Genomic DNA, 23,411 nt, shown 5'->3' with positions numbered 1-23,411 from the left:
CGCCTGACGCGCTTAGCGCACCGGCAGCACCGGGCTGCCAAGGCGCTCCAACAGGGTTGCCTGGGCACTGCGCGGGTTCTGGTTGCCGGTCGGCGTGTTGCGGATATAGCGGCCGTCGGACTGCAGGCTCCAACTGTGGGTGTTGTCGGTGAGATAGCTCTCCAACTCTTTCTTGACCCGCAGAATCAGCTTCTTGCCCTCCACCGGGAAGCAGGTCTCGACCCGCTTGTCGAGGTTGCGCTCCATCCAGTCGGCGCTGGAAAGGAACATCTGCTCCTCGCCGCCATTGAGGAAGTAGAACACCCGGGTGTGCTCCAGGAAGCGGCCGATGATCGAGCGTACGTGGATGTTGTGCGAAACCCCGGCAATGCCCGGACGCAGGCAGCACATGCCACGCACCACCAGGTCGATGCGCACGCCCGACTGGCTGGCCTTGTACAACGCGCGGATGATCTTCGGATCGGTCAACGAGTTGAACTTGGCGATGATGTGCGCCGGTTTGCCGTCCAGGGCGAACTGAGTCTCCCGGGCGATCATGTCGAGCATGCCCTTTTTCAGGGTGAACGGCGCATGCAGCAACTTCTTCATGCGCAAGGTCTTGCCCATGCCGATCAGCTGGCTGAACAGCTTGCCCACGTCCTCGCACAAGGCATCGTCGGAGGTCAGAAGACTGTAGTCGGTGTACAGACGAGCGTTGGCCGCGTGGTAGTTACCGGTGCCCAGGTGCGCATAACGCACGATCTCGCCGGCCTCGCGACGCAGGATCAGCATCATCTTGGCGTGGGTCTTGAACCCCACCACGCCGTAGATCACCACCGCGCCGGCCGCTTGCAGGCGGCTGGCCATCTGCAGGTTGGACTCTTCGTCAAACCGCGCACGCAGTTCGATCACCGCGGTGACTTCCTTGCCGTTGCGCGCCGCATCTACCAGGGCATCGACGATCTCCGAGTTGGCACCGCTGCGATACAGGGTCTGGCGCACCGCCAGCACGTGCGGGTCCTTGGCGGCCTGGCGCAGCAGGTCGACCACCGGGGTGAAGGATTCGAACGGGTGCAGCAACAGGATGTCCTGCTTGCTGATGACGCTGAAGATGTTCTCGCTGTTCTGCAGCAGCTTGGGGATCTGCGGGGTGAACGGGGTGTATTGCAGCTCCGGGTGGCTGTCCAGGCCGGTGATGCTGAACAGCCGCGTCAGGTTCACCGGGCCGTTGACCTGGTACAGCTCGGTCTCGTGCAGGTTGAACTGCTTGAGCAGGTAGTCCGACAGGTGTTTGGGGCAGGTGTCGGCCACTTCCAGGCGCACCGCGTCACCGTAGCGACGGGAGAACAGTTCGCCGCGCAAGGCGCGGGCCAGGTCTTCGACGTCCTCGGTGTCCACCGCCAGGTCGGCGTTACGGGTCAGGCGGAACTGATAGCAGCCTTTTACCTTCATGCCCTGGAACAGGTCATCGGCGTGGGCGTGGATCATCGACGAGAGGAATACATAGTTGTCGCCAGGGCCGCCGACTTCTTCCGGCACCTTGATGATCCGTGGCAGCAGGCGCGGCGCCGGGATGATCGCCAGGCCGGAATCGCGCCCGAAGGCATCGATGCCTTCCAGCTCGACGATGAAGTTCAGGCTCTTGTTCACCAGCAACGGGAACGGGTGCGTCGGGTCCAGGCCGATGGGGGTGATGATCGGCGCGATCTCGTCGCGGAAGTACCGGCGAACCCAGGTCTTGAGCTTGGTGGTCCAGTAGCGGCGACGGATGAAGCGGATCTGGTGCTTCTCCAGTTCCGGCAACAGGATGTCATTGAGGATCGCGTACTGGCGGTCGACATGCCCGTGTACCAGTTCGCTGATGCGCGCCAGCGCCTGGTGCGGCTGCAGGCCGTCGGCACCGGCCTGTTCGCGAGCGAAGGTGATCTGCTTCTTCAGGCCCGCCACGCGGATCTCGAAGAACTCGTCCAGGTTGCTGGAGAAGATCAGCAGGAACTTCAGGCGCTCCAGCAACGGATAGGACTCATCCAGTGCCTGCTCCAGCACGCGGATGTTGAACTGCAGCTGCGACAGCTCGCGGTGGATATACAGGCTGCTGTCATCCAGGTTGGGAATGACGATGGCCGGTGCCGGTTGCGTCTCGGCCACCGTGGCCGAGGCCACTGGCTCCAGTTCCGGCGGGGTCTCCACCACTTGCTCGACCACCGGCTGAGCTTCTTTTACGGCAACTTCTGAGAGTCCTTCAGTATTCATCGCGTGTTCCTGGGAGGGCTATTTTTGCTCTCGTAACAATTGAGCAGCACGAACGGCAAAGTAAGTCAGGATGCCATCGGCACCTGCACGTTTGAAAGCGGTCAGGGATTCAAGAATAACCCCCTCACCCAACCAACCATTCTGGATTGCTGCCATGTGCATGGCGTATTCGCCGCTGACCTGATAGACAAAGGTCGGCACCTTGAATTCATCTTTGACCCGCCAGAGGATGTCCAGGTAGGGCATGCCTGGCTTGACCATGACCATGTCCGCGCCTTCGGCGAGGTCCGCCGCCACTTCATGCAGGGCTTCCTGGCCGTTGGCCGGGTCCATCTGGTACGAGGCCTTGTCGGCCTTGCCCAGGTTCAGCGCCGAGCCCACCGCATCGCGGAAGGGGCCGTAGTAGGCGCTGGCGTACTTGGCCGAGTAAGCCATGATGCGCACATTGACATGCCCGGCCAGCTCCAGGGCTTCGCGGATCGCCTGGACCCGCCCATCCATCATGTCCGAAGGCGCCACCACCTGGGCGCCGGCCTCGGCATGGGACAGGGCCTGACGCACCAGGGCATCGACGGTGATGTCGTTCTGCACGTAGCCGTGTTCGTCGAGAATGCCGTCCTGGCCATGGGTAGTGAACGGGTCAAGAGCAACGTCGGTGATCACCCCCAGGGCTGGAAAGCGTTCGCGCAGGGCGCGGGTGGCACGCTGGGCGATGCCATCCGGGTTCCAGGCCTCGGCCGCATCCAGGGACTTGAGCCCGGCCGGGGTCACCGGAAACAGCGCCAGGGCCGGAATCCCCAACTCGACCCAGTTCGCCGCCTCTTCCAGCAGCAGGTCGATGGTCAGGCGCTCGACCCCGGGCATCGAAGCCACCGCCTCGCGGCGATTCTCACCCTCGAGCACGAACACCGGCAGAATCAGGTCATCCACACTCAGACGGTTTTCTCGCACCAGGCGGCGGGAAAAGTCATCGCGACGGTTGCGCCGCAGACGAGTGGCTGGAAACAGACGATTGGCGGGGGTAAAGCTCACGGCGGACTCCAGGGCTCGCGCTGGCGGACGAGCGGGACAGTTATAAGCGGGCATTATGACGAACAGATGACAGTTGTGCTCAAGCTGTTGACCGGCAGCAACACTCATTGTCATTGGCCGGATTGTTCACGTCGAGACACATTTCGATACTTTCCCGAACGTCGTCGAAGGGGTAGGCTGCGCGTTCATTTCGCCAGCATCCAGACAATGCTCCAACAATTTCTTCAGGATTTCGGCTACTTCGCCCTCTTTCTCGGCACGTTTTTCGAAGGCGAAACCATTCTGGTTCTTGCCGGATTTCTCGCGTTCCGCGGATACATGGATATCAACCTGGTGATGGTGGTTGCCTTCTTCGGCAGCTACGCCGGTGACCAGCTGTGGTACTTCCTGGGGCGCAAGCATGGCCGCAAGCTGCTGGCACGCAAACCGCGCTGGCAAATGATGGGTGACCGGGCGCTGGAGCATATCCGCAAACACCCGGATATCTGGGTACTGAGCTTCCGCTTCGTCTACGGGCTGCGCACCGTGATGCCGGTGGCCATCGGCTTGTCCGGCTATCCGCCGGGCCGCTACCTGCTGCTTAACGGTATCGGTGCAGCGATCTGGGCCATAGCCCTGGCCCAGGCGGCCTACCATTTCGGCGCAGTCATGGAAGGCATGCTCGGCAGTATCAAGAAGTACGAGCTGTGGGTGCTGGGCGCCCTGCTGGTCCTGGGCTTCGGCCTGTGGCTGCGCCGGCGCTTCAAGAACGCGCGCCTGGCCAAGCAGATCTACGAGGCCGAACAAGCCGCCGCGCAAGACAAGACCAAGGCTTCGACCACACCGGTGGAGTGACACGCCCGTCATTTGGCATGCTGTCGGCACCCTAAAGCTGGAGAAACAACCATGAGCAAAAAAGTTGCAGTGATCCTTTCCGGTTGCGGCGTGTTCGACGGTGCCGAGATCCACGAGAGCGTGATCACCCTCCTGCGCCTCGACCAGCGCGGCGCCCAGGTGCAGTGCTTCGCCCCGAACATCCCACAGATGCATGTGCTCAACCACCTGACCGGCGAAGCCATGGCCGAGACCCGCAACGTGCTGGTGGAATCGGCGCGCATCGCCCGAGGCGAGGTCAAGGACCTGCGTGAAGCCAGCGTCGACGATTTCGACGCGCTGATCATTCCCGGCGGCTTCGGCGCCGCCAAGAATCTGTCCAGCTTCGCCACCGAAGGCGCTGCCTGCACGGTCCAGGCCGACGTCCTGGCCCTGGCCGAAGCCTTTGCCGAAGCCGGCAAGCCGGTGGGCCTGATGTGCATCGCCCCGGCCATGGCCGCGAAGATCTACGGCCCCGGCGTGACCTGCACCATCGGCAACGATGCCGACACCGCCGCTGCCCTGGGCAAGATGGGCGCCACCCACGCCGAATGCGCGGTGGGCGAGATCATCGAAGACAAGGCGCGCAAACTGGTGAGCACCCCCGCCTACATGCTGGCGAAATCCATCAGCGAAGCGGCCTCGGGCATCAACAAACTGGTGGACCGGGTGCTGGAACTGACCCACGAAGGCGATAAGTGAGCCTCTAGCAAGCGCCCCTCAGGCCTGGCGCGCCAAGCGCGTCAGGATGCGGTCCAGGGCGTTGGCAAAGGCCTGTTTTTCCCGGTCGCCATAGGGCGCTTGCCCACCACTGACCTGCCCCTGTTCACGCAGGTCGGTAAACAGGTTGCGCACCGCCAGGCGCTCGCCCATGTTCTGTGCGTCGAACTCCTTGCCCCGCGGGTCCAGGGCCGCCACACCTTTTTTCACCAGGCGATCGGCCAGCGGCACATCACTGCAGATCACCAGTTCACCGGGCACTGCGTGCTCCACCAGGTAATCGTCGGCGGCATCTGGGCCGCTGGGCACCACGATCAGTCTGACGCAGGCGAAGGCCGGCTTGATCTGCGCCTGTCCGGCCACCAGCACCACTTCGAACTGGCGCTTCAGGGCAAAGCGCACTACTTGATCCTTGGCCGCCTTGGGGCAGGCATCGGCATCGATCCAGACACGCATTGAATGTTCTCCCTCCAGAATGCACAACGGGCAAGCCGCCCCTTCAGGAGCAGGCTTGCCCGCGATCAACTACGCCGGCTCAGGAAACCTGCACCCGGCGCTTCTCACTCATGCGGCTGCGGCTGTAAAGCACCACGATCGCCAGGATCGCCACCGCCTGGGCACCCAGCGAGTAAGCGTCGGCATGAATACCCAGCCAGTCGAAATCGAAGAACGGCACTGGCCGCGTACCGAAGATACCCGCTTCCTGCAACGCCTTGACCCCGTGCCCGGCGAACACCACCGACAAGGCGCAGAGCAGCGCCGCGTTGATGCCGAAGAACAGGGCCAGCGGCAGCTTGGCCGAACCCCGCAGGATCACCCAGGCCAGCCCTACCAGTAGCACCAGGGCGGTGGCGCCACCGGCCAGTACCGCGTTGTGCCCGGCAGGGCCGGCCTGCAGCCACAGGGTTTCGTAGAACAGGATCACTTCGAACAGCTCGCGATAGACCGAGAAGAACGCCAGCACCGCAAAGCCGAAACGCCCGCCGCCGCCCACCAGGCTGCTCTTGATGTAGTCCTGCCAGGCCGCCGCATGCCGGCGGTCATGCATCCACACCCCGAGCCACAGCACCATGACACTGGCGAACAGCGCGGTGGCGCCTTCGAGCAGTTCACGCTGGGAACCGCTGACATCGATCACGTAGGCCGCCAAGGCCCAGGTGCCCAGGCCGGCCAGCAAGGCCAGGCCCCAGCCGACGTTGACACTGCGCACCGCCGATTGCTGGCCGGTGTTGCGCAAGAAGGCAAGGATGGCCGCCAGCACCAGGATCGCTTCCAGGCCTTCGCGCAGCAGGATCAGCAGGCCGGAAACAAAGCTCAGAGACCAGCTCAGGCTGTCGCCGCCCAGAAGCTCGGCGGACTCCTTGAGCTTGGCCTTGGCCGCGTCCAGGCGCTGTTCGGCCTGGGCCACCGGCAAACCGTCCTGCAACGACTGCCGGTAAGCCATCAGGGCCTTTTCGGTGTCTTTGCGGACGTTGGCATCGACGTTGTCCAGGGAGCTTTCCACCAGCTCGAAACCTTCCAGGTACGCCGCTACCGACAGATCGTAGGCCTGTTCGTGATCACCGCTGCGGTAGGCCGCCAGGCTCTTGTCCAGGGTCGATGCAGTGTAGTCCAGCAACTGCGCCGGGCCCCGCTTGACCTGAGGCGGCTGGGCCCGCTGGGCACGGAAAGTCGCGGCTGCCTGCGGGCCCTGGGCGGCCAGTACTTCACCCGGTGTCTGCCGGGCCAGGTCGGCCAGGTTGAAGCTCTGCTCGCCCTTGGCGGCCGCAGGGTCGGCGCTGAAACTGGCGATGTAGGTGGCCAGGTCCCAACGCTGGCGATCATCCAGTTGATCGGCGAAGGACGGCATGTCTGTGCCTTCCACGCCCAACCCCAGGGTGTTGTAGATGGCATACAGGCTCAGGCGATCGAGACGCTCGGCATCCCGCAGGTTGGCCGGTGGTGGGGTCATGCCCACGCCCGCCGGACCATCGCCGGCGCCCTGCTGCCCATGGCACACCGAGCAGTGCTGGGCGTACAACGGCGCGCCACGGGTCGGATCCGGGGTGATGATCGGCGCCTGGCTGACCTCATAGGCCACCGCCAGCCGGGCCCCCATCTGCCGCGCCTGGCGAGCTACCTGATTGCCATCGACGCGGTCATCCACCGCTTTGCGCAGGCTGACAACGCCTTGCTCCAGTTCAGCCTTTTCCGGTTTGGCCGGCAGATCGGCGATCAACCCCTGCAGGACGCCGAGAAACTCCACCTGCTCACGGTACTCGGACTCGTCAATGACCTTGCCCCCCTCAACCGTGGCGGGATAGTCCGCGCCAATGTAATCCAGCAGATGCAGGGCCTTGGGTGCGCCGTCGACGGTATCGGCCAGCAGGTTGAAGCTGAAAAGCGCCAGCACCGGCAACACTAGCAACGCCAGTAAACGGGAAGGGGCAATCATGAATAAATCTCAAAGGGAAATAAGAAGTAACATATTGTTCCCTCCCAACGGGTTTCACTCAAGGCTTATCAGCCCCCCTGAAACAACTTCGCTCCCAGGCCACCAGCCTTACACCCAGGTAGCACCCCGCTCTCCTTGCGTGCGCAAAGTGTCCAAGCCCCTGGGCGAAGACCTCACCCGGCAGCCAGGGCTCAGCAGCTACGAGCAACCGGGGTCGGCGCCGATGCCCAACAACTTGCCGCCGGACACGGCGCCAGTGATCCTGCGCTAAACCGCACGCAAACGAAAAAGGCGACCCGCTGGGTCGCCTTTTCTTGTTCCTGCAAACCTAGGCCGCCGCTTTGCGGATAGTTGCCAGAAAACCCGCGGCGCCGAGGAACAGGCCGGCGAAGGTGCGGTTCATCCGCCGCTGCTGGACCGGGGTGCGCAACAGGCGCAGGACCTTGGACGCCAGCCCCGTATAGCCGGCCATGACGATCAGGTCGACCACGATCATGGTGGCGCCGAGAATCAGGTACTGCTTGAGCAGGGGCGCATGGGGGTCGATGAACTGCGGCAACACCGCCAGCATGAACACCAGGGCCTTGGGGTTGCTGATGTTTACCAGGAAACCGCGAAACACCAGGGCCAGGGGCTTGCCGATGGGGCGAATGGCGGCGTCATCACTGAGGTCGCTAGGCAGCGCGCGCCATTGCTTGACCGCCAGGTACACCAGGTAGGCCACACCGAACCACTTGATGGCGTAGAAGGCCGTGGCAGAGGCCGCGAGAATGGCCCCGACACCGGCCGCGACAATGGCAATCTGCATGGCCAGGCCCAGTTGCAGCCCCAGGGCGTTCCAGTAGCCGCGCCAGAAACCGTATTGCAGGCCGCAGGACATAGACGCAATGGCGCCGGCGCCCGGGGAAAGACTGATTACCCAACTGGCGGCAAAGAACGCCAGCCATGTCTCAAGCACCATCGCACACCTCGGATCGAATTGGTCGTGACTGCCTAAGCTAATCCTCCGCTTGGCGGCTGACCATGTTTTTTTCGCCCAAAGGTGATGCACGGCCCTGTAGCCGCTGGCGCAGGCTGCGATGAGTTCCGCAGGAACTTAGGGGCAATATGAGCGGCGCCTGCTGCGCAGCCGTTCGCAGCCTGCAGCAGCGGCTACAGAGGAAGGAATTACTTCTCGCCGCCGCCCACCGGCAGCGCATCGGTGCCACGCCAGCGGCGCACCGAGCGCTGGAAGAACAGGCTGTTGGGCACCTGGACCATAGCGCTACCGGTACCGGCCTCTTCGGCTTCGATGAGGGTGGTGTACAGCAGGTTGATCGCCACGACCCGGCCCTTGACCCCAGGCTTGTCGACGGTGTCCACCAGCTCCACCACGTCACCCAGGCGGAACGGGCCAACCGTGAAGATCAGGATCGCGCAGAGCAGGTTGGAGAGCACGCTCCACATGGCGAAGAAGGCCACCGCCGCCACGGCGACGAAGCCTGAAAGGGCGGTCCACAGCACCGTGGCGGAAACCCCCAGGCGCTCCAGCACGAAGATTACCGCGCTGCCCATGATCAGCCAGCGCAGGCCGCCCCGCAGGGGCATCAGCAACTGCGGCGGGAACGGGTAGCGCTCGCCCAGGCGGGTCAGGCCACGGGCCACGAAGCGCTGGGCCAGGTAGCCCGCCAGGAGGATCAGCAGGATCTGCACGCCAATCCACAACGGGCCGATCCACTGAGCCGGCAACGGTAGTTGCAGCGCCTCCATCAGGACAGCGCCTCCAGTTCGGCCTGCATGCTTTCCAGCAGTTCCAGGGCCTCCATCCAGGCTTCTTCCAGCTCGGACTCACGGGTCTTGAGCTTGGCCTGTTCGGCCAGCAGATCCCGCAACTCATCCTTGCGCGCAGCCTCGTACAAACCGCTGTCGCCCAGGCTGGCCTCGATCTTGGCCAGGCGTTCATGCACCTTGCCCAACTCGGCCTCCAGCTTGTCGGCCTCGCGCTTGTGCGGTGCCAGTTGCTGACGCAACGCCGCGGCGGCCTGGCGCTGGGCCTTCTTGTCGGTCTTGTCCGGGTTCACCGGCGTGTTGCTGACCGGGGCATTGCGCTGGCGGTAATCCACCAGCCAACGGGTGTAGTCGTCCAGGTCGCCGTCGAACTCTTCGACCTTGCCGTCGGCCACCAGGAAGAAGTTGTCGGTGGTGCTCTTGAGCAGATGGCGATCGTGGGAGACCACCAGCACCGCACCACTGAACTCTTGCAGGGCCATGGTCAGGGCCAGGCGCATCTCCAGGTCCAGGTGGTTGGTGGGTTCGTCGAGCAGCAGCAGGTTGGGCCGCTCCCAGGCGATCAGCGCCAGGGCCAAACGGGCTTTTTCACCGCCGGAGAAGTTCAGCACCGGCTCGTCGATCCGTGCGCCGCGGAAGTCGAAGCCGCCGAGGAAGTCGCGCAGGGTCTGCTCGCGCTCGGTGGGCGCCAGGCGCTGCAGGTGCAGCAAGGGGCTGGCCTTGGAGTCCAGGGAATCGAGCTGATGCTGGGCGAAGTAACCGACAACGGTGTTCTCGCCCCGGGTCAGGCGCCCGGACAGCGGCTGGAGTTCGCCGGAGAGGTTCTTGATCAGGGTCGACTTGCCGGCGCCGTTGGGGCCTAGCAGGCCGATCCGCGCGCCCGGGGTCAGTTGCAGCTTGACCTTCTCCAGGACCGCACGTTCGCCATAACCCAGGCGGGCATCGGAGAGGTCGATCAGCGGGCTGGAGATCTTCGTCGACTCACGGAAGGTGAAATCGAAGGGCGAATCGACGTGGGCCGCCGACAGCTCCTCCATGCGCTCCAGGGCCTTGATCCGGCTCTGTGCCTGCCGGGCCTTTGTAGCCTGGGCCTTGAAGCGGGCGATGTAGCTTTCCATGTGCGCGCGCTGCGCCTGCTGCTTCTCGTAGGCTTGCTGCTGCTGGGCCAGACGCTCGGCACGAGCGCGCTCAAAGGCGCTGTAGCCACCGCGATAGAGGGTGATCTTGCGCTGATCGACGTGGGCCACGTGATCGACCACGGCATCGAGGAAGTCCCGGTCGTGGGAGATCAGGAGCAAGGTGCCGGGGTAGCCCTTGAGCCACTCTTCGAGCCAGATGATGGCGTCGAGATCCAAGTGGTTGGTAGGTTCGTCGAGCAGCAGCAGGTCCGAGGGACACATCAGCGCCTGCGCCAGGTTCAGGCGCATCCGCCAACCCCCGGAGAAGTCGCCGACCTGACGGTCCATCTGCTCGTTGGTGAACCCCAGGCCAGCTAGCAGCTTGCGCGCCCGCGCGTCGGCGGTGTAACCGTCGGCGCTGTCCAGCTCGGCGTGCAAGCGCGCTTGCGCGGCGCCGTCCTGGGCCGCTTCCGCAGCGGCCAGGTCACGCTGCACCTGGCGCAGGCGCAAGTCGCCATCGAGCACATAGTCCACCGCCAGGCGCTCGAGGGTATCGACCTCCTGGCGCATGTGGGCGATGCGCCAGTCGGCCGGCAGGAAGCAGTCACCCGAGTCCGGGTGCAGCTCACCGCGCAGCAAGGCAAAGAGGCTGGATTTGCCGGCGCCGTTGGCACCGATCAGGCCGGCTTTCTGGCCGGCGTGCAGGGTTAGCTCGGCGTCTTCTAGCAGACGTTGCGGGCCACGCTGTAAAGTCAGGTTCTGAAGTCGAATCATAATGGCGGCGGAGTCTACCAGCTTCGTTAGCAACTGGCGCGAGTAGCAATATGTCCCCTGACCTGTGGAGCTTTGCCCTGAAGACCTACGCCCTGCCCGGTGTGCAGGAGGCCTGCCTGCAACTGCAGGATGGCGGGGCCAATGTCTGTCTGTTGCTCTGTGGCGCCTGGCTTGGCCAAAGGGGGGTCGACTGCGATAAGCAGCGCCTGCAAGCGCTCGAAGAGTTGGCTGCGCCCTGGTACCAGGAGGTGGTCGAACCCCTGCGCAAACTGCGGATTGAGTGGCGAGCCGCCGCGGCCAGCGACGTGCAACTGAGCACCTTGCGCGAACAACTCAAGGCCCTGGAGCTGGATGCCGAACGACAGTTGCTGCTGCGTCTGCAGGAAGGGGCACGAAAGTGGCCCGAAGCTCAGGCCCGGAGCCTGAATGACTGGCTGGAAGGACTGGCGGCCGAAGCCGCCGTCCGGAACCGCAATGCGCTGCAGGTACTGCGCATCGCGGTGGCCGGCGCTTAGGAAGCGCTGGAAGGGTTGCTGGCTGGAGCCGACGCAGGAACAGCGGGTGCACTTGCAGCGGGTGCCGGCGAGGCAGCCGGAGCGGGAGTGGCAGGCTTGGCGGCTGCGGGCGCGGGAGCTGCTGGTTTGGCAACTGGAGCAGTTGGCTTGGCTACAGCAGGCTTGGCGGCTGCGGGCTTGGCAGCAGGCTTTTTCGCGGCCGGCTTGGCAGCAGGTTTTGCTGCGGTTTTTGCCGCAGCTGGCTTGGCGGCAGGCTTGGCCGCCGATGCCGCAGCTGGCTTGGCCGCTGCAGGTTTGCTAGCAGGTTTGGCCGGGGCTTTTGCAGCGGCGGGTTTCGCTGCTGGTTTAGCGGCCGGTTTGGCGGCAGCAGGTTTAGCCGCAGCGGTCTTGGTAGCGGCAGGTTTCGCGGCTGGCTTGGCGGCTGCGGGCTTGGCGGCAGGTTTAGCAGCTGGCTTGGCCGCAGCGGCTTTGGTCGCAGGCTTGGCGGCTGGCTTGGCAGCAACCGGTTTGGCAGCCGCTGCTTTCCCGGCAACAGGCTTGGCCGCTGGTTTGGCAACAGGCTTGGCGGCTGCGGTTTTGGCCGCGGCGGGCTTGGCAGCACTGGCAGCAACAGGTTTTTTCGCCGCAGGCTTGGCTACAGGTTTGGCCGGAGCCTTGGCAGCAGGCTTGGCCGCTGGTTTTTTCGCTGCTACCGCTGCCGGCTTGGCATCACGAGAGCTCAATGCCTTGCCTACCGCTTCCTTCACACGACCCACGCCTTGAGCCAGTTTCAGGCTCTCCTGGGCATCGCGCTTGAGTTGCAGAATGTAGCTGCGGGTTTGTGCCTGACGCTCTTTCAGGGCGTCCAGCAAGTCTTCGAGTTCCTTGACCGCGGTCTTCGCCTTGGCTTGTGCCTTGGCCTTGCCGGCCGCCGCAGCGTCCTGCAGTTTGGTGCGCGATTTGTGCAGTTTTTCCTGCGCCTTGCCCCGTTGTTTTTCCAGCTTGGCGAGCAGTTTTTCAGCATCAGCCAAGGCTTGGGAACAAGCGTTTTCCAAATGTTCGAGCAGGCTGCCCGACAGCTGTTGGAGCAAATGCAACGGAGTATTTACAGGCTTCTTATTGGCCGACATGGTTTACCTCCTGGCTGACGTGAGTTGCGGCTCATACTAGACCTCTGCTGCTACCGCCGCTAGGGCATGTTGACAGTATCGAAAGCCTGGCGTTGCAGCCGAACGAAAATGTTCTTCGCCCCCATCGAAGTTGCTCACCAACGAGTGCTTTGTCGCTGGCATAATCCACCGCAACTCAGGCCGGAGAGTGCCCATGTCGCGTTACCTGTTTTTATCCTTGAGCCTGTTCTTGCCACTGGCTCAGGCGGCTGCCGAAGCACCATCCAACAACGCTCACGATCTTGCCTACAGCCTGGGGGCGAGCCTCGGCGAACGCCTGCGCGATGAGGTGCCTGACCTGCAGATCCAGGCCCTGGTCGAAGGCTTGAGAGCCGCTTATCAAGGCAAGCCACTGGCGCTCAAAAGCGAACGCATCGAACAGATCCTTGCCGAACACGACGCACAGATCAGCGAACAATCGGCCAAGTCCCAGATAGAAATCGCGCTGAAAAACGAGCAGCGCTTTCTCGATGAAGAAAAGGCCAAGCCCGGAGTCCGCCAACTGGCAGACGGCATCTTGCTGACCGAGTTGAGCCCTGGCAGCGGCAACAAGGCCAGCCCCAACGGCTCGGTCCAGGTGCGCTACACCGGGAGCCTGCCAGACGGCACTGTGTTCGATCAGACCCAGCAGCCGCAATGGTTCCGCCTCGACAGCGTGATCGCCGGTTGGCGCAGCGCACTGTCACAGATGCCCACCGGAGCCCGGTGGCGCCTGGTAATCCCGTCGAACCAGGCCTATGGCACCGAAGGCGCCGGGGACCTGATCGCGCCCTACACCCCACTGGTGTTCGACATCGAATTGCTCGGTGTCGCTGGCTAAAGCGCCACAACGCAAAACGGCACGCCGAGGCGTGCCGTTTTTCTTGGTAGGTTCCTGTTCTCAGGCCTGAGCTACAGCTTCCTGCTTGTGCGCGTTGTGCAGCACTTCGATCAGGCAGTCTTCCAGCTCGAAGCGTTCGTGCAGCAGGCCACCGAGTTCCTTGAACTTCTGCGCCACGCACTGGCCGGCGTCGCACAGGTCATTGAACGCCAGGAGCTTTTCGGTAATCACGTCGATGCGTGGATAGAGGGTGTCGGCCAGCTCCAGCCCGCGCTTGTCGCCAAACGCCTTGGCTTCGCTGGTCAGCTGTTCGTAGATTTCAAAATGGCCGGCGGAGACGTAGTCCACCAGGATCCCGCAGAATTCCTGCAGCGGCTTCTTGCTCTCACTCAGTGCCTCGGGCTCGGCGCCCAGCGCATCATAGGCTCGAACCAATTCGTGACGCTCCTGCAACCAGCGGTCGATCAGCAGATGCACTCCACCCCAGCGTTCCTGAGCATTCTGACAACTTTCGAGCATGGTGATCTCTCTTCCCTTATGGGTCATGCCGCTTGCCCGCCGCTCTTTTCTGGAGACTCTGGATCCGGTCAGGCACAACAGCATCGAGCAACATAATTCCAGTGACAGGTGCGGGCCAGATTATGCCCGCTCGACTACAGCATCAAGGTACGCAGGAGATAAAGTTCATACAAGCGTTTAATCCCCGCCCTCCTGCCAAACACTGACTCAGGGCAACGCCACGGCCTTGCGCGCGCCCCGCAGCTGACGCCAAAGGCGGTAGCCGCTAAAGATCAGCATGATCACGAAAAACAGCAGGCTCCACTCCGGCAGGCTCATGTCCAGCAGGGTCCAGGTGACCTCGGCGCAATCGGAGGTGCCCATGAACGTCAGCTTCAACGCCTGCCACCAGGACAGCTGGCGGAGCATGAAGGACATGTCCGGCAGGCAGGCCAGCAGCTGTTCGGAGGGAATGTTCTGCAACAGCACATGGCGTCCGGCGGTCACCACCCCCAGCAGGCCCAACAGCAGGTTGAGCCCCCAGTAGACCGCCCGCCCCACACGCCCTGGTCCCTGGACCACGGCCAACAGGTTGACCCCACCCAATGCCAGCAACAGCAGGCGCTGCACGCCCCACAGCGAACAGGACTCGAGGCCGCCACCCGTTTGCAGGTTGAACGCCGCCCACGAGGCCAAGGCCCCCACCAGGAACACCAGGGAGAACAGCACGCGGGAGCCGGCCAGCGACATGAGATATCCGTAACGGGAGAAACAGGCAGCCACGGTAGAGAAAGCGCTCGCTGCTTTCAAGAAGCGCTATGTCGCAACCGATCGACAACAGCGCCGCAGGTACAGCAGTAAAAGGGCCGGTTGCCTGAAACAGGCAACCGGCCCCGGGACACCTCAGGCCCGCACCGGGACCGGCAGCGGAGAGGCCAGCAGGCGCTCGTCGAGCATACCCAGGCCTTCCTGGAACAGTTGGTTACTGCGCTCGGTATCCCCCAGCTGTGCCAGCAGGCGCGCCAGCTCCGCGCAGGCTTCGGGATTGCGTTGCAAGCGCAGGCTGCTTTCCAGATAGTCCCGGGCCTTGCCCCACAGACTGTTCTGCAGGCACAGGCGGCCCAGGGTCAGCAGCAGGCTCGGATCGTCCGCATGCTCTTTGAGCCAGTGCTCGGCGGTCTGCAACTGACGCGACGGATCGCTGCCACGCACCAGGCCATAGAGCCGTGCCAGGTGGCTTTCGTACTTGCGCTTGATTGCCGTGCGCAGGGCCTCTTCCGCCTCGGCTCCGGCCCCCAGTTGACGCAGTTGTTCGGCATAGGCCAGCACCAACTGCGGCTCTTGGCGCTGCGCCGAGGTCAACTGTTGCCAGGCACGATTGAGAGATTGCAGGCCGGCAACCTCATCTTCTTCACGACGCGCGGCCAGGGACAGGTTTTCACCCCAGGCCCGACGCTCCAGTTCCTGCAGTTCGCTGGCCGGCAGCGCCTTGTCCTTGCGCAACTCGGGCAACAGACGGATCAGGGCCGACCAGTCGCCACGCTGCTGATGCAGGCGCTGCAACTGGCGCAGCACCTGGACGCTGTGGGGATGGCGCTCATGCATGGCCTGCAGGGTGCTCAGGGCCCCCTCGGTATCGCCGCGATCCGTCTGCAGTTGGGCGTGGCTCAGGGCCACGGCCAGCTCTGCCTGGGGCTGGCGGGTCAGCGCCCGCTCCAGCAACCGGTCGCATTCTTCATAGTGGCCCTGCTCGTTGGCCGCCCGGGCAGCGCCGAGGTAGTAGAGCAGCGGCTGGCGCTCGGCCTCGGCGGCACGCTGCAGGTGCTTCTGCGCGCTGGCCCAGCGACCTTCGGCAAGGTCCATCTGCCCCTGCTCGATGGCGATCTGCACACGACGGCTGCGATTGCGCCGTGACCAGGGATTGACCACACCACCGGACACCATCACCAGCTCGATCAGCAGCTTGATGCCCCAGACCACCAGCCAGACCAGCGCCAACAGGGCCAGGGTTGCCCACAGGCTCGATTCGTAACGGAAGTTGCTGTAGGCGATAAGTACGTACCCGGGATGCTCGGCAATGGCCAGACCCAGCAGGCCGATGGCCGCAATGACCAGCAGGACGATCACATAGGTACGTTTCATGGGCTCGTCTCCTGGGCGTTGTTCGCCGCAGGTTTGGCCAGAGGCTTGACCGACTCTTCGACATTCAGGTTACGCCGCTCCAGGTAGGCCTGGACCGTACTCAGGGTCTTGGCCAGGTCCGGGGTGACGACCGTCACCGGCTGCTTGCTCAGCTCGGCCAGGCGCTCGAGCATGATCTTGCTTTGCGGGTTGTCCTGATTGAAGTTGCCGGTGAGCACGTCGCGGGCTTCGGTCAACGCCTGGGTATAGACCGCGGCCTGGCCGTTCAGGGCAGCCCACTGCGCCTGCTCCAGCGCCAGGCTCAGGGCCAGGCGCACCTGGGTCAGGCCCTGACCGGCCAGCAAGGGACGGATGTTCTTGTCGGCGTTGAAATCGATGCGGAAATAGCGCGAGATCTGATCCCACCACTGAGCCCAGCGGCTGGCGCCGTCTCCATCGGCTGTCAGGCCGAGCAGCGACTCACCGCGGTCCTTGAACTCCGGAGCCACGGCGCTCAGCTCCAGCACCTGGTCACGCAAGGCCCCCAGTTGCAGGAACAGCCCGGTGCGGTCCGGCTGCTCGGTGCTGCGCAGGGCCGCCAGGCTCTTGGCCAACTGCTCGCGGGCGGCGAAGGCTCCCGGATCGTTTTGTTCGCGCAGGATATCGTCGGCGCCCTGGACCAGGGCCCTAGCGCTGCTGATGTCCTGCAGCGCCGAAAGACGCAGGCTGGCCAGGCGCAACAAGTGCTCGGCTTCCGCCAGACGCCAGTCCTTGCGGCTGGCGCCCAGTACGGTTTCCAGGCGCTGGTTCAGGCGCTGCTGGTCACCCTGCAACTGGGCCACCAGACGCCGCCGGTCTTCCAGCTCATCGGCAGCGGGCAGTTGCTCCAGGCGTTCGCTCAAGCGCTGTTCGCTGAGCTTGAGACTCTGGGCCTGATCCCCCAGGGCCTGCAACTGACTGAACTGCTGCTGGTTGTTGGCTTGCAGGTGGCGCACCTGCCAGATCCCCCAGCCACCAACGGCGACGCCCGCCGCCCCCAGCAGCAGGGCCAGAATTGCCAACCCGTTGCCACGACGCTCAACGGTTGGTTTCGTGGGTTCAGCGGGTGTCTCGGGCACCGGCTGGGCTTCATCTTTAGGCAAGGCTGTTTCGCTCACGTATCCATCCTTTGCGTTTAGAGAACGGGCACGGGTTGCTCCCGTAACGCCGTTAGCAAAGCCGCGGCACTGGCGCCGCGACAATCCACAACTTTTTCCGCCCCGGCGGCGCGCGCCATGTCGGCGACCCGGGGGCTTGGAACAAACAACGGCATCTTCGCCAGTTGCGGCCAGGCGGGCCCCGCCAGCTGCCACAAGTGGCTGAAACCTTGTCCACTGCTGACCACCAGCCCGTTCAAGCGTTCCACTTCAATCCGCTGGAGCAACGCGCCTTCGGCGTAGTGCGGCAGGCAACGACGGTAGAGTTCCAGATAATCGACACTAGCACCTAGGGCGCGCAGGCGCTCAGAGAGCAGTTCGCGCCCCCCCTCCCCACGCACGATCAACACCCGTGGATCAGGCTGGCCGATAGCCTCGCGCAATTGGGGAAGTTCAAGCAAGGCTTCACTGTCATCGCCCTGCTGGGGATAAGACACTGGCAGGCCGGCATCCGCAAGGATCTGCCCGGTAGCGGCGCCTACGGTGAACCAGGCCTGGTCTGGTGGCTGCGGCCAATACTGGCGCAACAGCGCCAGGCCAAGATGCGCCGCCGGCTTGCTGACCACGATCACCGCACAATACTGGTCGAATGCCTGCAGGGTCGCCCGCTGCGAGTCATTGGCCGGCAACGCCTGGATTTCCAGTAATGGCAGGCTGCTGCTCAAGATCTCGGACTGCGCCAGGATCGCCGCCAGCGCGGCGCAGTCCTCGGCCGGCCGGGTCAGCAGCAGGCGCCAGCCAGTCACTCCTCGCCCGCCTCGCCGTAGACCGCGCGCAGAATGTCATCGGCGCCCTGAGCCAGCAGGGCATCCGCCACCTGCACACCCAACTCGGCGGCCGATGCGCGAGGGCCACGAGCTTCAGCGCTGAGCAGCAGGCCGCCGCTAGGCTCGCCCACCAAGCCGCGCAGCCAGATCTGCTCGCCTTCCAGCACCGCATAGCAGGCAATCGGCACCTGGCAACCACCGTTGAGGTGCTTGTTCAGTGCGCGCTCGGCGGTTACCCGGCTGGCCGTGTCAGCGTGATGCAGGGGGGCCAGCAAGGCGTGGATTTCAGTATCGGCACTGCGGCACTCAATGCCGACGGCGCCCTGGCCACCGGCGGGCAGGCTGTCGTCGACACTGATGGAGGAGCTGATGCGATCCTCGAATCCGAGGCGGATCAGGCCGGCGGCCGCGAGGATGATGGCGTCGTATTCGCCGGCGTCCAGCTTGGCCAGACGGGTATTGACGTTGCCCCGCAGAAAACGGATCTGCAGGTCGGGGCGACGGGTCAGTAACTGAGCCTGACGGCGCAGGCTGGAAGTGCCCACCACGCTGCCTTCAGGCAACTCGTCGAGGCTGGCGTAGGTGTTGGAAACAAAGGCATCACGCGGGTCTTCGCGCTCGCAGATGCAGAACAGACCCAGGCCTTCCGGGAAGTCCATGGGCACGTCTTTCATCGAGTGCACGGCGATATCGGCCTGGTTTTCCAGCAGCGCGGTTTCCAGCTCCTTGACGAACAGGCCCTTGCCACCGATTTTCGACAAGGGCGAGTCCAATAGTTTGTCGCCGCGGCTGACCATGGGCACCAGGGTCACGACAAGACCCGGATGGGCCTCTTGCAGACGGGCTTTGACGTATTCGGCCTGCCACAAGGCCAGAGCACTTTTGCGGGTAGCGATGCGGATTTCGCGAGAGGACATGGATCAATCCGTACTGAATAGATACGGCAGATGATAACAGCTCAACCAAATCAGCTTTGACTTGTATCAGAAACCTAGCCTTCTCCCGACGCCAGGCTTCACCCACTACAGGGGGCAAACCCTGGTCTAGAGCTGTTGCATCATCTTGCGCACGCCCGCCACATGCCGCCGGCTGACAATCAGCGCATCGCCATTGAGGCCCTTGAGGTACAACTGGAAATGCCCCAACGGTGTGCGCTGCAAACGCTCGATACGCTCGCGGGCCACCAGCGCATTGCGGTGGATACGCACAAAGCGGTCGCCGAATTCATCTTCCAGAGCCTTCAGGGGCTCATCCAGAAGCACCTCGCCGCCCTCGTGGCGCAAGGTCACGTATTTGTGGTCGGCTATGAAATACACCACCTGGGCCAGGGGGATCAGCTCGATGCCTTTGCGCGTGCGCGCGCTGATATGGCTGCGCGGGCCGTTACCACTCTCGGCCGCGGGCCGGGTCAGCGCCGCCAATTGCACACGGTTGGGTTTTTCGGCCTTCTTCAGCGCTTCCAGCAACAGCTCGGAACGCACTGGCTTGACCAGGTGGACGACGCCGCTGGCGTCGAAGGCCTCTAGGGCGAATTCGTCCGGCGCAGCGCAGAACACCAGCGCCGGAGGCGTCTCGCGCTCACACAGCTTGCCGGCGACCTGCAGACCGTCCAGCCCCGGCATGCGGACGTCGAGCAAGACGATATCCGGCTTCAGGCTGTCGATCAGGCTCAATGCCTCTTCGCCATTGGTGGCGCTGGGCTCCAGGACACTGTATCCCTCGAGCTCACTGACCATCCGGCTCAGGCGCTCGCGGGCTAGGGGTTCGTCATCAACGATCAGGACATTCATATTGCGCTGGATTCCTGCGTGAGTCTCGCACAAGGATAGCGTAGACAGGTGGAGTGACGTCCGTCACCGCGATCCACGCTAAGACTAGTGCGAAGGCCAAAAAGTGCCGCAAGTCGGGCACCAATATTTGCCCGTGCCTGCCCGATACCGCTCAAGGTTGGCTGATGCGCGACGACGTCGCAGGGAATGCTGGTATTCAACACAAAGCCCCCCTCGTGATTGTGGTCGCCGCCCACCCTGCCCGCACCCGTCTCGTTTGGTGGACGGATTGCCTGGCCCTGCGCGGTGTGAACTTGCTGGACGGGCCCACTGCGAACACGCGAGGGGTGTTACGCAATTGTGCCGATCCTCCTGTCCAACTGTAGACGGTTGCCAAGACGATATTGCTCAATCGATAAATATCGTTTGACCGATATCAGCTTCCGCACTCAAGGCGCTCACCTCGCAGGAAGCGCCTTCGACCGCACCGACCTCAGTCTCTGCGCCCCCAACGCTGGCGACAAGCCACCCAGGCGTGCGACGGAGAAAAAAGCTGCCGACCAGCGCCAGCGACAGCCCGGGCAACCCTGTTATTATCGGCGCCTGTTTTTCACGCCATCTTCCTTCAGCAGATCACGAGCGAATTCATGAGCACTGACAAGACCAATCAGTCCTGGGGCGGCCGCTTCAGTGAACCCGTCGACGCCTTCGTCGCCCGCTTCACCGCCTCTGTCACTTTCGACCAGCGCCTGTATCGCCATGACATCATGGGCTCCATCGCCCACGCCACCATGCTGGCCAAGGTCGGCGTGCTCACCGATGCCGAGCGCGACAGCATCATCGACGGCCTGAAGACCATCCAGGGCGAGATCGAGGCCGGCCGTTTCGACTGGCGCGTGGACCTCGAAGACGTGCACATGAACATCGAAGCGCGCCTGACAGACCGCATCGGCATCACCGGCAAGAAACTGCACACCGGCCGCAGCCGCAACGACCAGGTGGCCACCGACATCCGCCTGTGGCTGCGTGACGAGATCGACCTGATCCTCGGTGAAATCACCCGCCTGCAAAAAGGCCTGCTGGAGCTGGCCGAGCGCGAAGCCGAGAGCATCATGCCGGGCTTCACCCACTTGCAGACCGCCCAACCGGTGACCTTCGGCCACCACATGCTGGCCTGGTTCGAAATGCTCAGCCGTGACTACGAGCGCCTGGTGGACTGCCGCAAGCGCACCAACCGCATGCCCCTGGGCAGCGCCGCGCTGGCCGGCACCACCTACCCGATCGACCGCGAGCTGACCTGCCAGTTGCTGGGCTTCGAAGCCGTGGGCGGCAACTCCCTGGACAGCGTTTCGGACCGCGATTTCGCCATTGAATTCTGCGCCGCCGCCAGCGTGGCGATGATGCACCTGTCGCGGTTTTCCGAAGAGCTGGTGCTGTGGACCAGCGCGCAATTCCAGTTCATCGACCTGCCGGACCGCTTCTGCACCGGCAGCTCGATCATGCCGCAAAAGAAAAACCCCGACGTGCCGGAACTGGTACGGGGCAAGAGCGGCCGGGTATTCGGCGCGCTGATGGGCCTGTTGACCCTGATGAAAGGCCAGCCCCTGGCCTACAACAAGGACAACCAGGAAGACAAGGAACCACTGTTCGATGCCGCCGATACCCTGCGCGATTCGTTGCGGGCCTTCGCCGACATGATCCCGGCCATCAAGCCCAAGCACGCCATCATGCGCGAGGCGGCCCTGCGCGGTTTTTCCACCGCCACCGACCTGGCGGACTACCTGGTACGCCGAGGCCTGCCGTTCCGCGACTGCCACGAAATCGTCGGCCATGCAGTGAAGTACGGCGTGGAAACCGGTAAGGATCTGGCGGAAATGAGCCTGGAAGAGCTGCGCAAGTTCAGCGATCAGATCGAACAGGACGTGTTCGCCGTGCTGACCCTGGAAGGCTCGGTGAATGCCCGTAACCACATCGGCGGCACCGCACCGGCCCAGGTCCGGGCGGCAGTGGCCCGCGGCCAGGCCCTGCTGGCCAGCCGCTAAGCACTTGCGAACCTGCCCGCGCCGGCATCCTCTGCCGGTGCGGTCAGGTACCTAGCGCCCTGACCTTCTGGCGGCCATCAGTGCCGCCTTGTCAGCGGCGATGCGTCGGGCGTTGGGGGTCTGCTCCAGGCGTTCGAGCAAGGCCCGGGCCTCGGGCATCTCGGCCAAAAAATCGATTCCGAACAACTTGTCCCCGACTATCAGGGCAAGGTTCACGCTGTACTGAAAATACAGGTCCGCCACACTCAGGCTGGCACCCGCTACATAGGGGGCGAACCGGGCATGCCGGCGCAATGCGGCAAAGCCTTGTAGCAATTCGATCCCGGCCTTCTCCTTGATCGCCTCGGGCAGGGTCGCACCGAAGAACGCTTCGGGGAAACAGGCCCGGGCCGGCAGCTCGATGTACAGTTCTATCTCCTTGGCCAGTGCCAGCACCTGGGCACGTTCGAAAGCGTCCTCAGGCAGCAGCGCCGGCACCGGCCGCACCTGCTCCAGGTAATCGAGAATCGCGCTGGTTTCGCTGATGAAGCCCTGCTCCACCTCCAGCACCGGAACCTTGCCCCGAGGGCTGATAGCCAGCGCCTCAGGGCTCTGGCCGGCGTAGAACAGCACCTCTTCGAAAGGCAGCCCCTTCTCCAGCAAGGCCAGCTTGACCATGTTGTAGTAGTTGCTGATGGCGAACCCATAGAGCTTTAACATCCCGTAGCCTCCAGGCCGTGCAGGGGTTGGCAGGGCTTTTTTATAGAAGGTCAATCCCACTCTGGCCAGCAGCATCGAGCCGCTGAATACGAGTAAACTGGCGACCTTTCCTTGAGGAGCCTGCCATGAGCGAGCCAACCGATATCGACACCGACGAAGAAGAGTTCGCCGAAAATACCCTGATCGAAGCGATCGAGAACCAGATCGAAAGCGACAACCCACCAGCGGCCAAGGCCACGTTCAACAAACTGACCCTGGTGGGCTACGAGCGCGAGGAAATCCTCAATCTGATGGCCCATGTACTGGCAATCGAGATCGACGCCATCCTCGAACAGGACCGCGCCTTCGACACCCAATGGTACGAAGCCGCCCTTCGCGCCCTGCCGGAACTGCCTCCCGAAAAGCAGTGACCCCGCGCTGCCGGAGTCCAGGCTCCGGCACTCTTTCCCGCCCGCGCCTCGCGCCCCGACTACACTGCCACCACCCTGCGGCCAAATACCGCTGCACCCGGGGATAAAACTCCTCAGCGAACGCTGGACACGCCGCCTTTCTGCGTTCACCTTAAGAACGCTGACCTCTAATTCCTAGAAAGTCTGGAGTCCTTATGTCGTATACCCCTGAGTTGGTTGCCGAACTGGAAATCCTTGCACTCTTCAACCTGGACAACTCCCAGGAAGGCCTGAAAATCCATCAGACCGCCGCCCCTTCTGCCATCGCCGCCGCCCAACGCCTGTTTGACAAGGAACTGATCACCCAACCCGATGGAGGCTATCTGACCAGCCTCGGGCGGGACGCCGCTGAACATGCCCAGGGCCTGCTGACCATCCTGAACGTCAAAGAAGTCGCCTGAACAACCTGCATCGGCCTGCGGGGTTCCCGTCTGTCGGATTCCGTAGGCGCCTCCCTC

Annotated in this window: 23 protein-coding genes and 1 pseudogene; 8 read left to right on the top strand and 16 right to left on the bottom strand. The window is 63.6% G+C overall.

All coding sequences use genetic code 11. The features are described from left to right. Positions 1-12 precede the first annotated feature (12 nt). Both ppk1 and hemB read right to left on the bottom strand, forming a co-directional pair. Entirely contained in the window at positions 13-2,232 is a 2,220-nt protein-coding gene (ppk1, locus tag KCG88_RS18135; RefSeq protein ID WP_047289887.1) for a polyphosphate kinase 1, read from the bottom strand. A gap of 18 nt (positions 2,233-2,250) precedes the next feature. After that, the gene (gene hemB / locus KCG88_RS18130) at positions 2,251-3,264 is read right to left on the bottom strand and encodes a porphobilinogen synthase (protein WP_047289889.1); all 1,014 of its coding nucleotides are present in this window, start codon (positions 3,262-3,264) and stop codon (positions 2,251-2,253) included. 207 nt (positions 3,265-3,471) lie between these two features. Between hemB and KCG88_RS18125 the strand changes: the two genes are divergently transcribed. After that, positions 3,472-4,098: a DedA family protein gene (locus tag KCG88_RS18125; protein ID WP_047289891.1), complete on the top strand. Its 627-nt coding sequence runs from the start codon at positions 3,472-3,474 to the stop codon at positions 4,096-4,098. A gap of 51 nt (positions 4,099-4,149) precedes the next feature. Continuing rightward, on the top strand, positions 4,150-4,818 hold the full coding sequence (gene elbB, locus KCG88_RS18120) for an isoprenoid biosynthesis glyoxalase ElbB (protein WP_210712834.1): 669 nt from the start codon (positions 4,150-4,152) through the stop codon (positions 4,816-4,818). An 18-nt stretch (positions 4,819-4,836) separates the two neighbouring features. On the opposite strand, the gene KCG88_RS18115 is transcribed toward elbB, so the two are convergent. Then, positions 4,837-5,292 carry a YaiI/YqxD family protein gene (locus KCG88_RS18115; protein WP_015637443.1) on the bottom strand — a complete coding sequence of 152 codons (456 nt, stop codon included), beginning with the start codon at positions 5,290-5,292 and terminating at the stop codon, positions 4,837-4,839. A 79-nt stretch (positions 5,293-5,371) separates the two neighbouring features. Further along, positions 5,372-7,270: a cytochrome c/FTR1 family iron permease gene (locus KCG88_RS18110; protein WP_210712833.1), complete on the bottom strand. Its 1,899-nt coding sequence runs from the start codon at positions 7,268-7,270 to the stop codon at positions 5,372-5,374. A 139-nt stretch (positions 7,271-7,409) separates the two neighbouring features. On the opposite strand from KCG88_RS18110, the pseudogene KCG88_RS18105 reads away from it, so the two are divergent. Beyond that, positions 7,410-7,541, top strand: a pseudogene (locus tag KCG88_RS18105) (penicillin-binding protein activator LpoB); the annotation flags it as partial. 57 nt (positions 7,542-7,598) lie between these two features. Here KCG88_RS18105 and KCG88_RS18100 read toward each other — a convergent pair. From KCG88_RS18100 to KCG88_RS18090, 3 genes are all read right to left on the bottom strand, one after another. After that, on the bottom strand, positions 7,599-8,231 hold the full coding sequence (locus KCG88_RS18100; protein WP_047289895.1) for a LysE family transporter: 633 nt from the start codon (positions 8,229-8,231) through the stop codon (positions 7,599-7,601). 206 nt (positions 8,232-8,437) lie between these two features. Beyond that, a complete protein-coding gene (locus KCG88_RS18095; RefSeq protein ID WP_016966929.1) occupies positions 8,438-9,019 on the bottom strand; it encodes a mechanosensitive ion channel family protein in 582 nt (193 codons plus the stop codon). Further along, a complete protein-coding gene (locus tag KCG88_RS18090; protein ID WP_011064166.1) occupies positions 9,019-10,929 on the bottom strand; it encodes an ATP-binding cassette domain-containing protein in 1,911 nt (636 codons plus the stop codon). The genes KCG88_RS18095 and KCG88_RS18090 overlap by 1 nt, the downstream gene beginning before the upstream one ends. A gap of 50 nt (positions 10,930-10,979) precedes the next feature. Here KCG88_RS18090 and KCG88_RS18085 point away from each other — a divergent pair, with 50 nt between their 5' ends. Beyond that, positions 10,980-11,444 carry a TIGR02444 family protein gene (locus KCG88_RS18085; RefSeq protein WP_011064167.1) on the top strand — a complete coding sequence of 155 codons (465 nt, stop codon included), beginning with the start codon at positions 10,980-10,982 and terminating at the stop codon, positions 11,442-11,444. On the opposite strand, the gene KCG88_RS18080 is transcribed toward KCG88_RS18085, so the two are convergent. Then, positions 11,441-12,553 carry an AlgP family protein gene (locus KCG88_RS18080; protein WP_210712832.1) on the bottom strand — a complete coding sequence of 371 codons (1,113 nt, stop codon included), beginning with the start codon at positions 12,551-12,553 and terminating at the stop codon, positions 11,441-11,443. The two genes, KCG88_RS18085 and KCG88_RS18080, sit on opposite strands and share 4 nt — an antisense overlap. A 193-nt stretch (positions 12,554-12,746) precedes the next feature. Here KCG88_RS18080 and KCG88_RS18075 point away from each other — a divergent pair, with 193 nt between their 5' ends. Further along, a complete protein-coding gene (locus KCG88_RS18075) occupies positions 12,747-13,412 on the top strand; it encodes an FKBP-type peptidyl-prolyl cis-trans isomerase (RefSeq protein WP_047289898.1) in 666 nt (221 codons plus the stop codon). A gap of 60 nt (positions 13,413-13,472) precedes the next feature. Here KCG88_RS18075 and KCG88_RS18070 read toward each other — a convergent pair whose 3' ends face one another. The 7 genes from KCG88_RS18070 to KCG88_RS18040 form a co-directional block, all read right to left on the bottom strand. After that, positions 13,473-13,931, bottom strand: a complete 459-nt coding sequence (locus KCG88_RS18070) for an Rsd/AlgQ family anti-sigma factor (protein WP_011064170.1) — start codon at positions 13,929-13,931, stop codon at positions 13,473-13,475. Between the two features lie 207 nt (positions 13,932-14,138). Continuing rightward, positions 14,139-14,660 carry a disulfide bond formation protein B gene (locus KCG88_RS18065; protein WP_047338104.1) on the bottom strand — a complete coding sequence of 174 codons (522 nt, stop codon included), beginning with the start codon at positions 14,658-14,660 and terminating at the stop codon, positions 14,139-14,141. A 153-nt stretch (positions 14,661-14,813) separates the two neighbouring features. Next, positions 14,814-16,052 carry a heme biosynthesis protein HemY gene (locus KCG88_RS18060; protein ID WP_210712831.1) on the bottom strand — a complete coding sequence of 413 codons (1,239 nt, stop codon included), beginning with the start codon at positions 16,050-16,052 and terminating at the stop codon, positions 14,814-14,816. Beyond that, entirely contained in the window at positions 16,049-17,188 is a 1,140-nt protein-coding gene (locus tag KCG88_RS18055) for a uroporphyrinogen-III C-methyltransferase (protein WP_047289902.1), read from the bottom strand. Before KCG88_RS18055 ends, KCG88_RS18060 begins: the two co-directional genes overlap by 4 nt. A gap of 17 nt (positions 17,189-17,205) precedes the next feature. Beyond that, a complete protein-coding gene (locus KCG88_RS18050; protein WP_210712830.1) occupies positions 17,206-17,973 on the bottom strand; it encodes a uroporphyrinogen-III synthase in 768 nt (255 codons plus the stop codon). Next, positions 17,970-18,911 (bottom strand): hydroxymethylbilane synthase, encoded by a 942-nt coding sequence (gene hemC / locus KCG88_RS18045; RefSeq protein WP_041120366.1) that lies wholly within the window; start codon positions 18,909-18,911, stop codon positions 17,970-17,972. Before hemC ends, KCG88_RS18050 begins: the two co-directional genes overlap by 4 nt. A gap of 126 nt (positions 18,912-19,037) precedes the next feature. Next, positions 19,038-19,784: a LytTR family DNA-binding domain-containing protein gene (locus KCG88_RS18040; RefSeq protein WP_011064176.1), complete on the bottom strand. Its 747-nt coding sequence runs from the start codon at positions 19,782-19,784 to the stop codon at positions 19,038-19,040. Positions 19,785-20,410: 626 nt separating this feature from the next. Between KCG88_RS18040 and argH the strand changes: the two genes are divergently transcribed. Then, entirely contained in the window at positions 20,411-21,805 is a 1,395-nt protein-coding gene (argH, locus tag KCG88_RS18035; RefSeq protein WP_047289908.1) for an argininosuccinate lyase, read from the top strand. Positions 21,806-21,856: 51 nt separating this feature from the next. On the opposite strand, the gene KCG88_RS18030 is transcribed toward argH, so the two are convergent. Then, on the bottom strand, positions 21,857-22,504 hold the full coding sequence (locus KCG88_RS18030; protein ID WP_047289910.1) for a glutathione S-transferase: 648 nt from the start codon (positions 22,502-22,504) through the stop codon (positions 21,857-21,859). Between the two features lie 125 nt (positions 22,505-22,629). Here KCG88_RS18030 and KCG88_RS18025 point away from each other — a divergent pair, with 125 nt between their 5' ends. Continuing rightward, the gene (locus tag KCG88_RS18025; RefSeq protein ID WP_011064179.1) at positions 22,630-22,914 is read left to right on the top strand and encodes a hypothetical protein; all 285 of its coding nucleotides are present in this window, start codon (positions 22,630-22,632) and stop codon (positions 22,912-22,914) included. A gap of 194 nt (positions 22,915-23,108) precedes the next feature. Further along, the gene (locus tag KCG88_RS18020; RefSeq protein WP_011064180.1) at positions 23,109-23,354 is read left to right on the top strand and encodes a TIGR02647 family protein; all 246 of its coding nucleotides are present in this window, start codon (positions 23,109-23,111) and stop codon (positions 23,352-23,354) included. Positions 23,355-23,411: the final 57 nt, after the last annotated feature.

This window comes from Pseudomonas sp. MWU349 (assembly GCF_017947325.1).
Lineage (GTDB): Bacteria > Pseudomonadota > Gammaproteobacteria > Pseudomonadales > Pseudomonadaceae > Aquipseudomonas > Aquipseudomonas protegens.
The sequence above is the reverse complement of the archived record's forward strand: the minus strand, read 5'-3'. Positions and strand labels throughout refer to the sequence as shown.

Coding starts and splice junctions, on each gene's coding strand:
- KCG88_RS18060 (WP_210712831.1), bottom strand. CDS start 16,052: ATGAAACGTACCTATGTGATCGTCCTGCTGGTCATTGCGGCCATCGGC.
- hemC (WP_041120366.1), bottom strand. CDS start 18,911: ATGTCCTCTCGCGAAATCCGCATCGCTACCCGCAAAAGTGCTCTGGCC.
- KCG88_RS18065 (WP_047338104.1), bottom strand. CDS start 14,660: ATGTCGCTGGCCGGCTCCCGCGTGCTGTTCTCCCTGGTGTTCCTGGTG.
- KCG88_RS18020 (WP_011064180.1), top strand. CDS start 23,109: ATGTCGTATACCCCTGAGTTGGTTGCCGAACTGGAAATCCTTGCACTC.
- KCG88_RS18115 (WP_015637443.1), bottom strand. CDS start 5,292: ATGCGTGTCTGGATCGATGCCGATGCCTGCCCCAAGGCGGCCAAGGAT.
- KCG88_RS18080 (WP_210712832.1), bottom strand. CDS start 12,553: ATGTCGGCCAATAAGAAGCCTGTAAATACTCCGTTGCATTTGCTCCAA.
- KCG88_RS18090 (WP_011064166.1), bottom strand. CDS start 10,929: ATGATTCGACTTCAGAACCTGACTTTACAGCGTGGCCCGCAACGTCTG.
- KCG88_RS18100 (WP_047289895.1), bottom strand. CDS start 8,231: ATGGTGCTTGAGACATGGCTGGCGTTCTTTGCCGCCAGTTGGGTAATC.
- elbB (WP_210712834.1), top strand. CDS start 4,150: ATGAGCAAAAAAGTTGCAGTGATCCTTTCCGGTTGCGGCGTGTTCGAC.
- KCG88_RS18125 (WP_047289891.1), top strand. CDS start 3,472: ATGCTCCAACAATTTCTTCAGGATTTCGGCTACTTCGCCCTCTTTCTC.
- KCG88_RS18040 (WP_011064176.1), bottom strand. CDS start 19,784: ATGAATGTCCTGATCGTTGATGACGAACCCCTAGCCCGCGAGCGCCTG.
- KCG88_RS18030 (WP_047289910.1), bottom strand. CDS start 22,504: ATGTTAAAGCTCTATGGGTTCGCCATCAGCAACTACTACAACATGGTC.
- KCG88_RS18110 (WP_210712833.1), bottom strand. CDS start 7,270: ATGATTGCCCCTTCCCGTTTACTGGCGTTGCTAGTGTTGCCGGTGCTG.
- KCG88_RS18085 (WP_011064167.1), top strand. CDS start 10,980: ATGTCCCCTGACCTGTGGAGCTTTGCCCTGAAGACCTACGCCCTGCCC.
- KCG88_RS18070 (WP_011064170.1), bottom strand. CDS start 13,931: ATGCTCGAAAGTTGTCAGAATGCTCAGGAACGCTGGGGTGGAGTGCAT.
- KCG88_RS18025 (WP_011064179.1), top strand. CDS start 22,630: ATGAGCGAGCCAACCGATATCGACACCGACGAAGAAGAGTTCGCCGAA.
- KCG88_RS18095 (WP_016966929.1), bottom strand. CDS start 9,019: ATGGAGGCGCTGCAACTACCGTTGCCGGCTCAGTGGATCGGCCCGTTG.
- argH (WP_047289908.1), top strand. CDS start 20,411: ATGAGCACTGACAAGACCAATCAGTCCTGGGGCGGCCGCTTCAGTGAA.
- KCG88_RS18075 (WP_047289898.1), top strand. CDS start 12,747: ATGTCGCGTTACCTGTTTTTATCCTTGAGCCTGTTCTTGCCACTGGCT.
- ppk1 (WP_047289887.1), bottom strand. CDS start 2,232: ATGAATACTGAAGGACTCTCAGAAGTTGCCGTAAAAGAAGCTCAGCCG.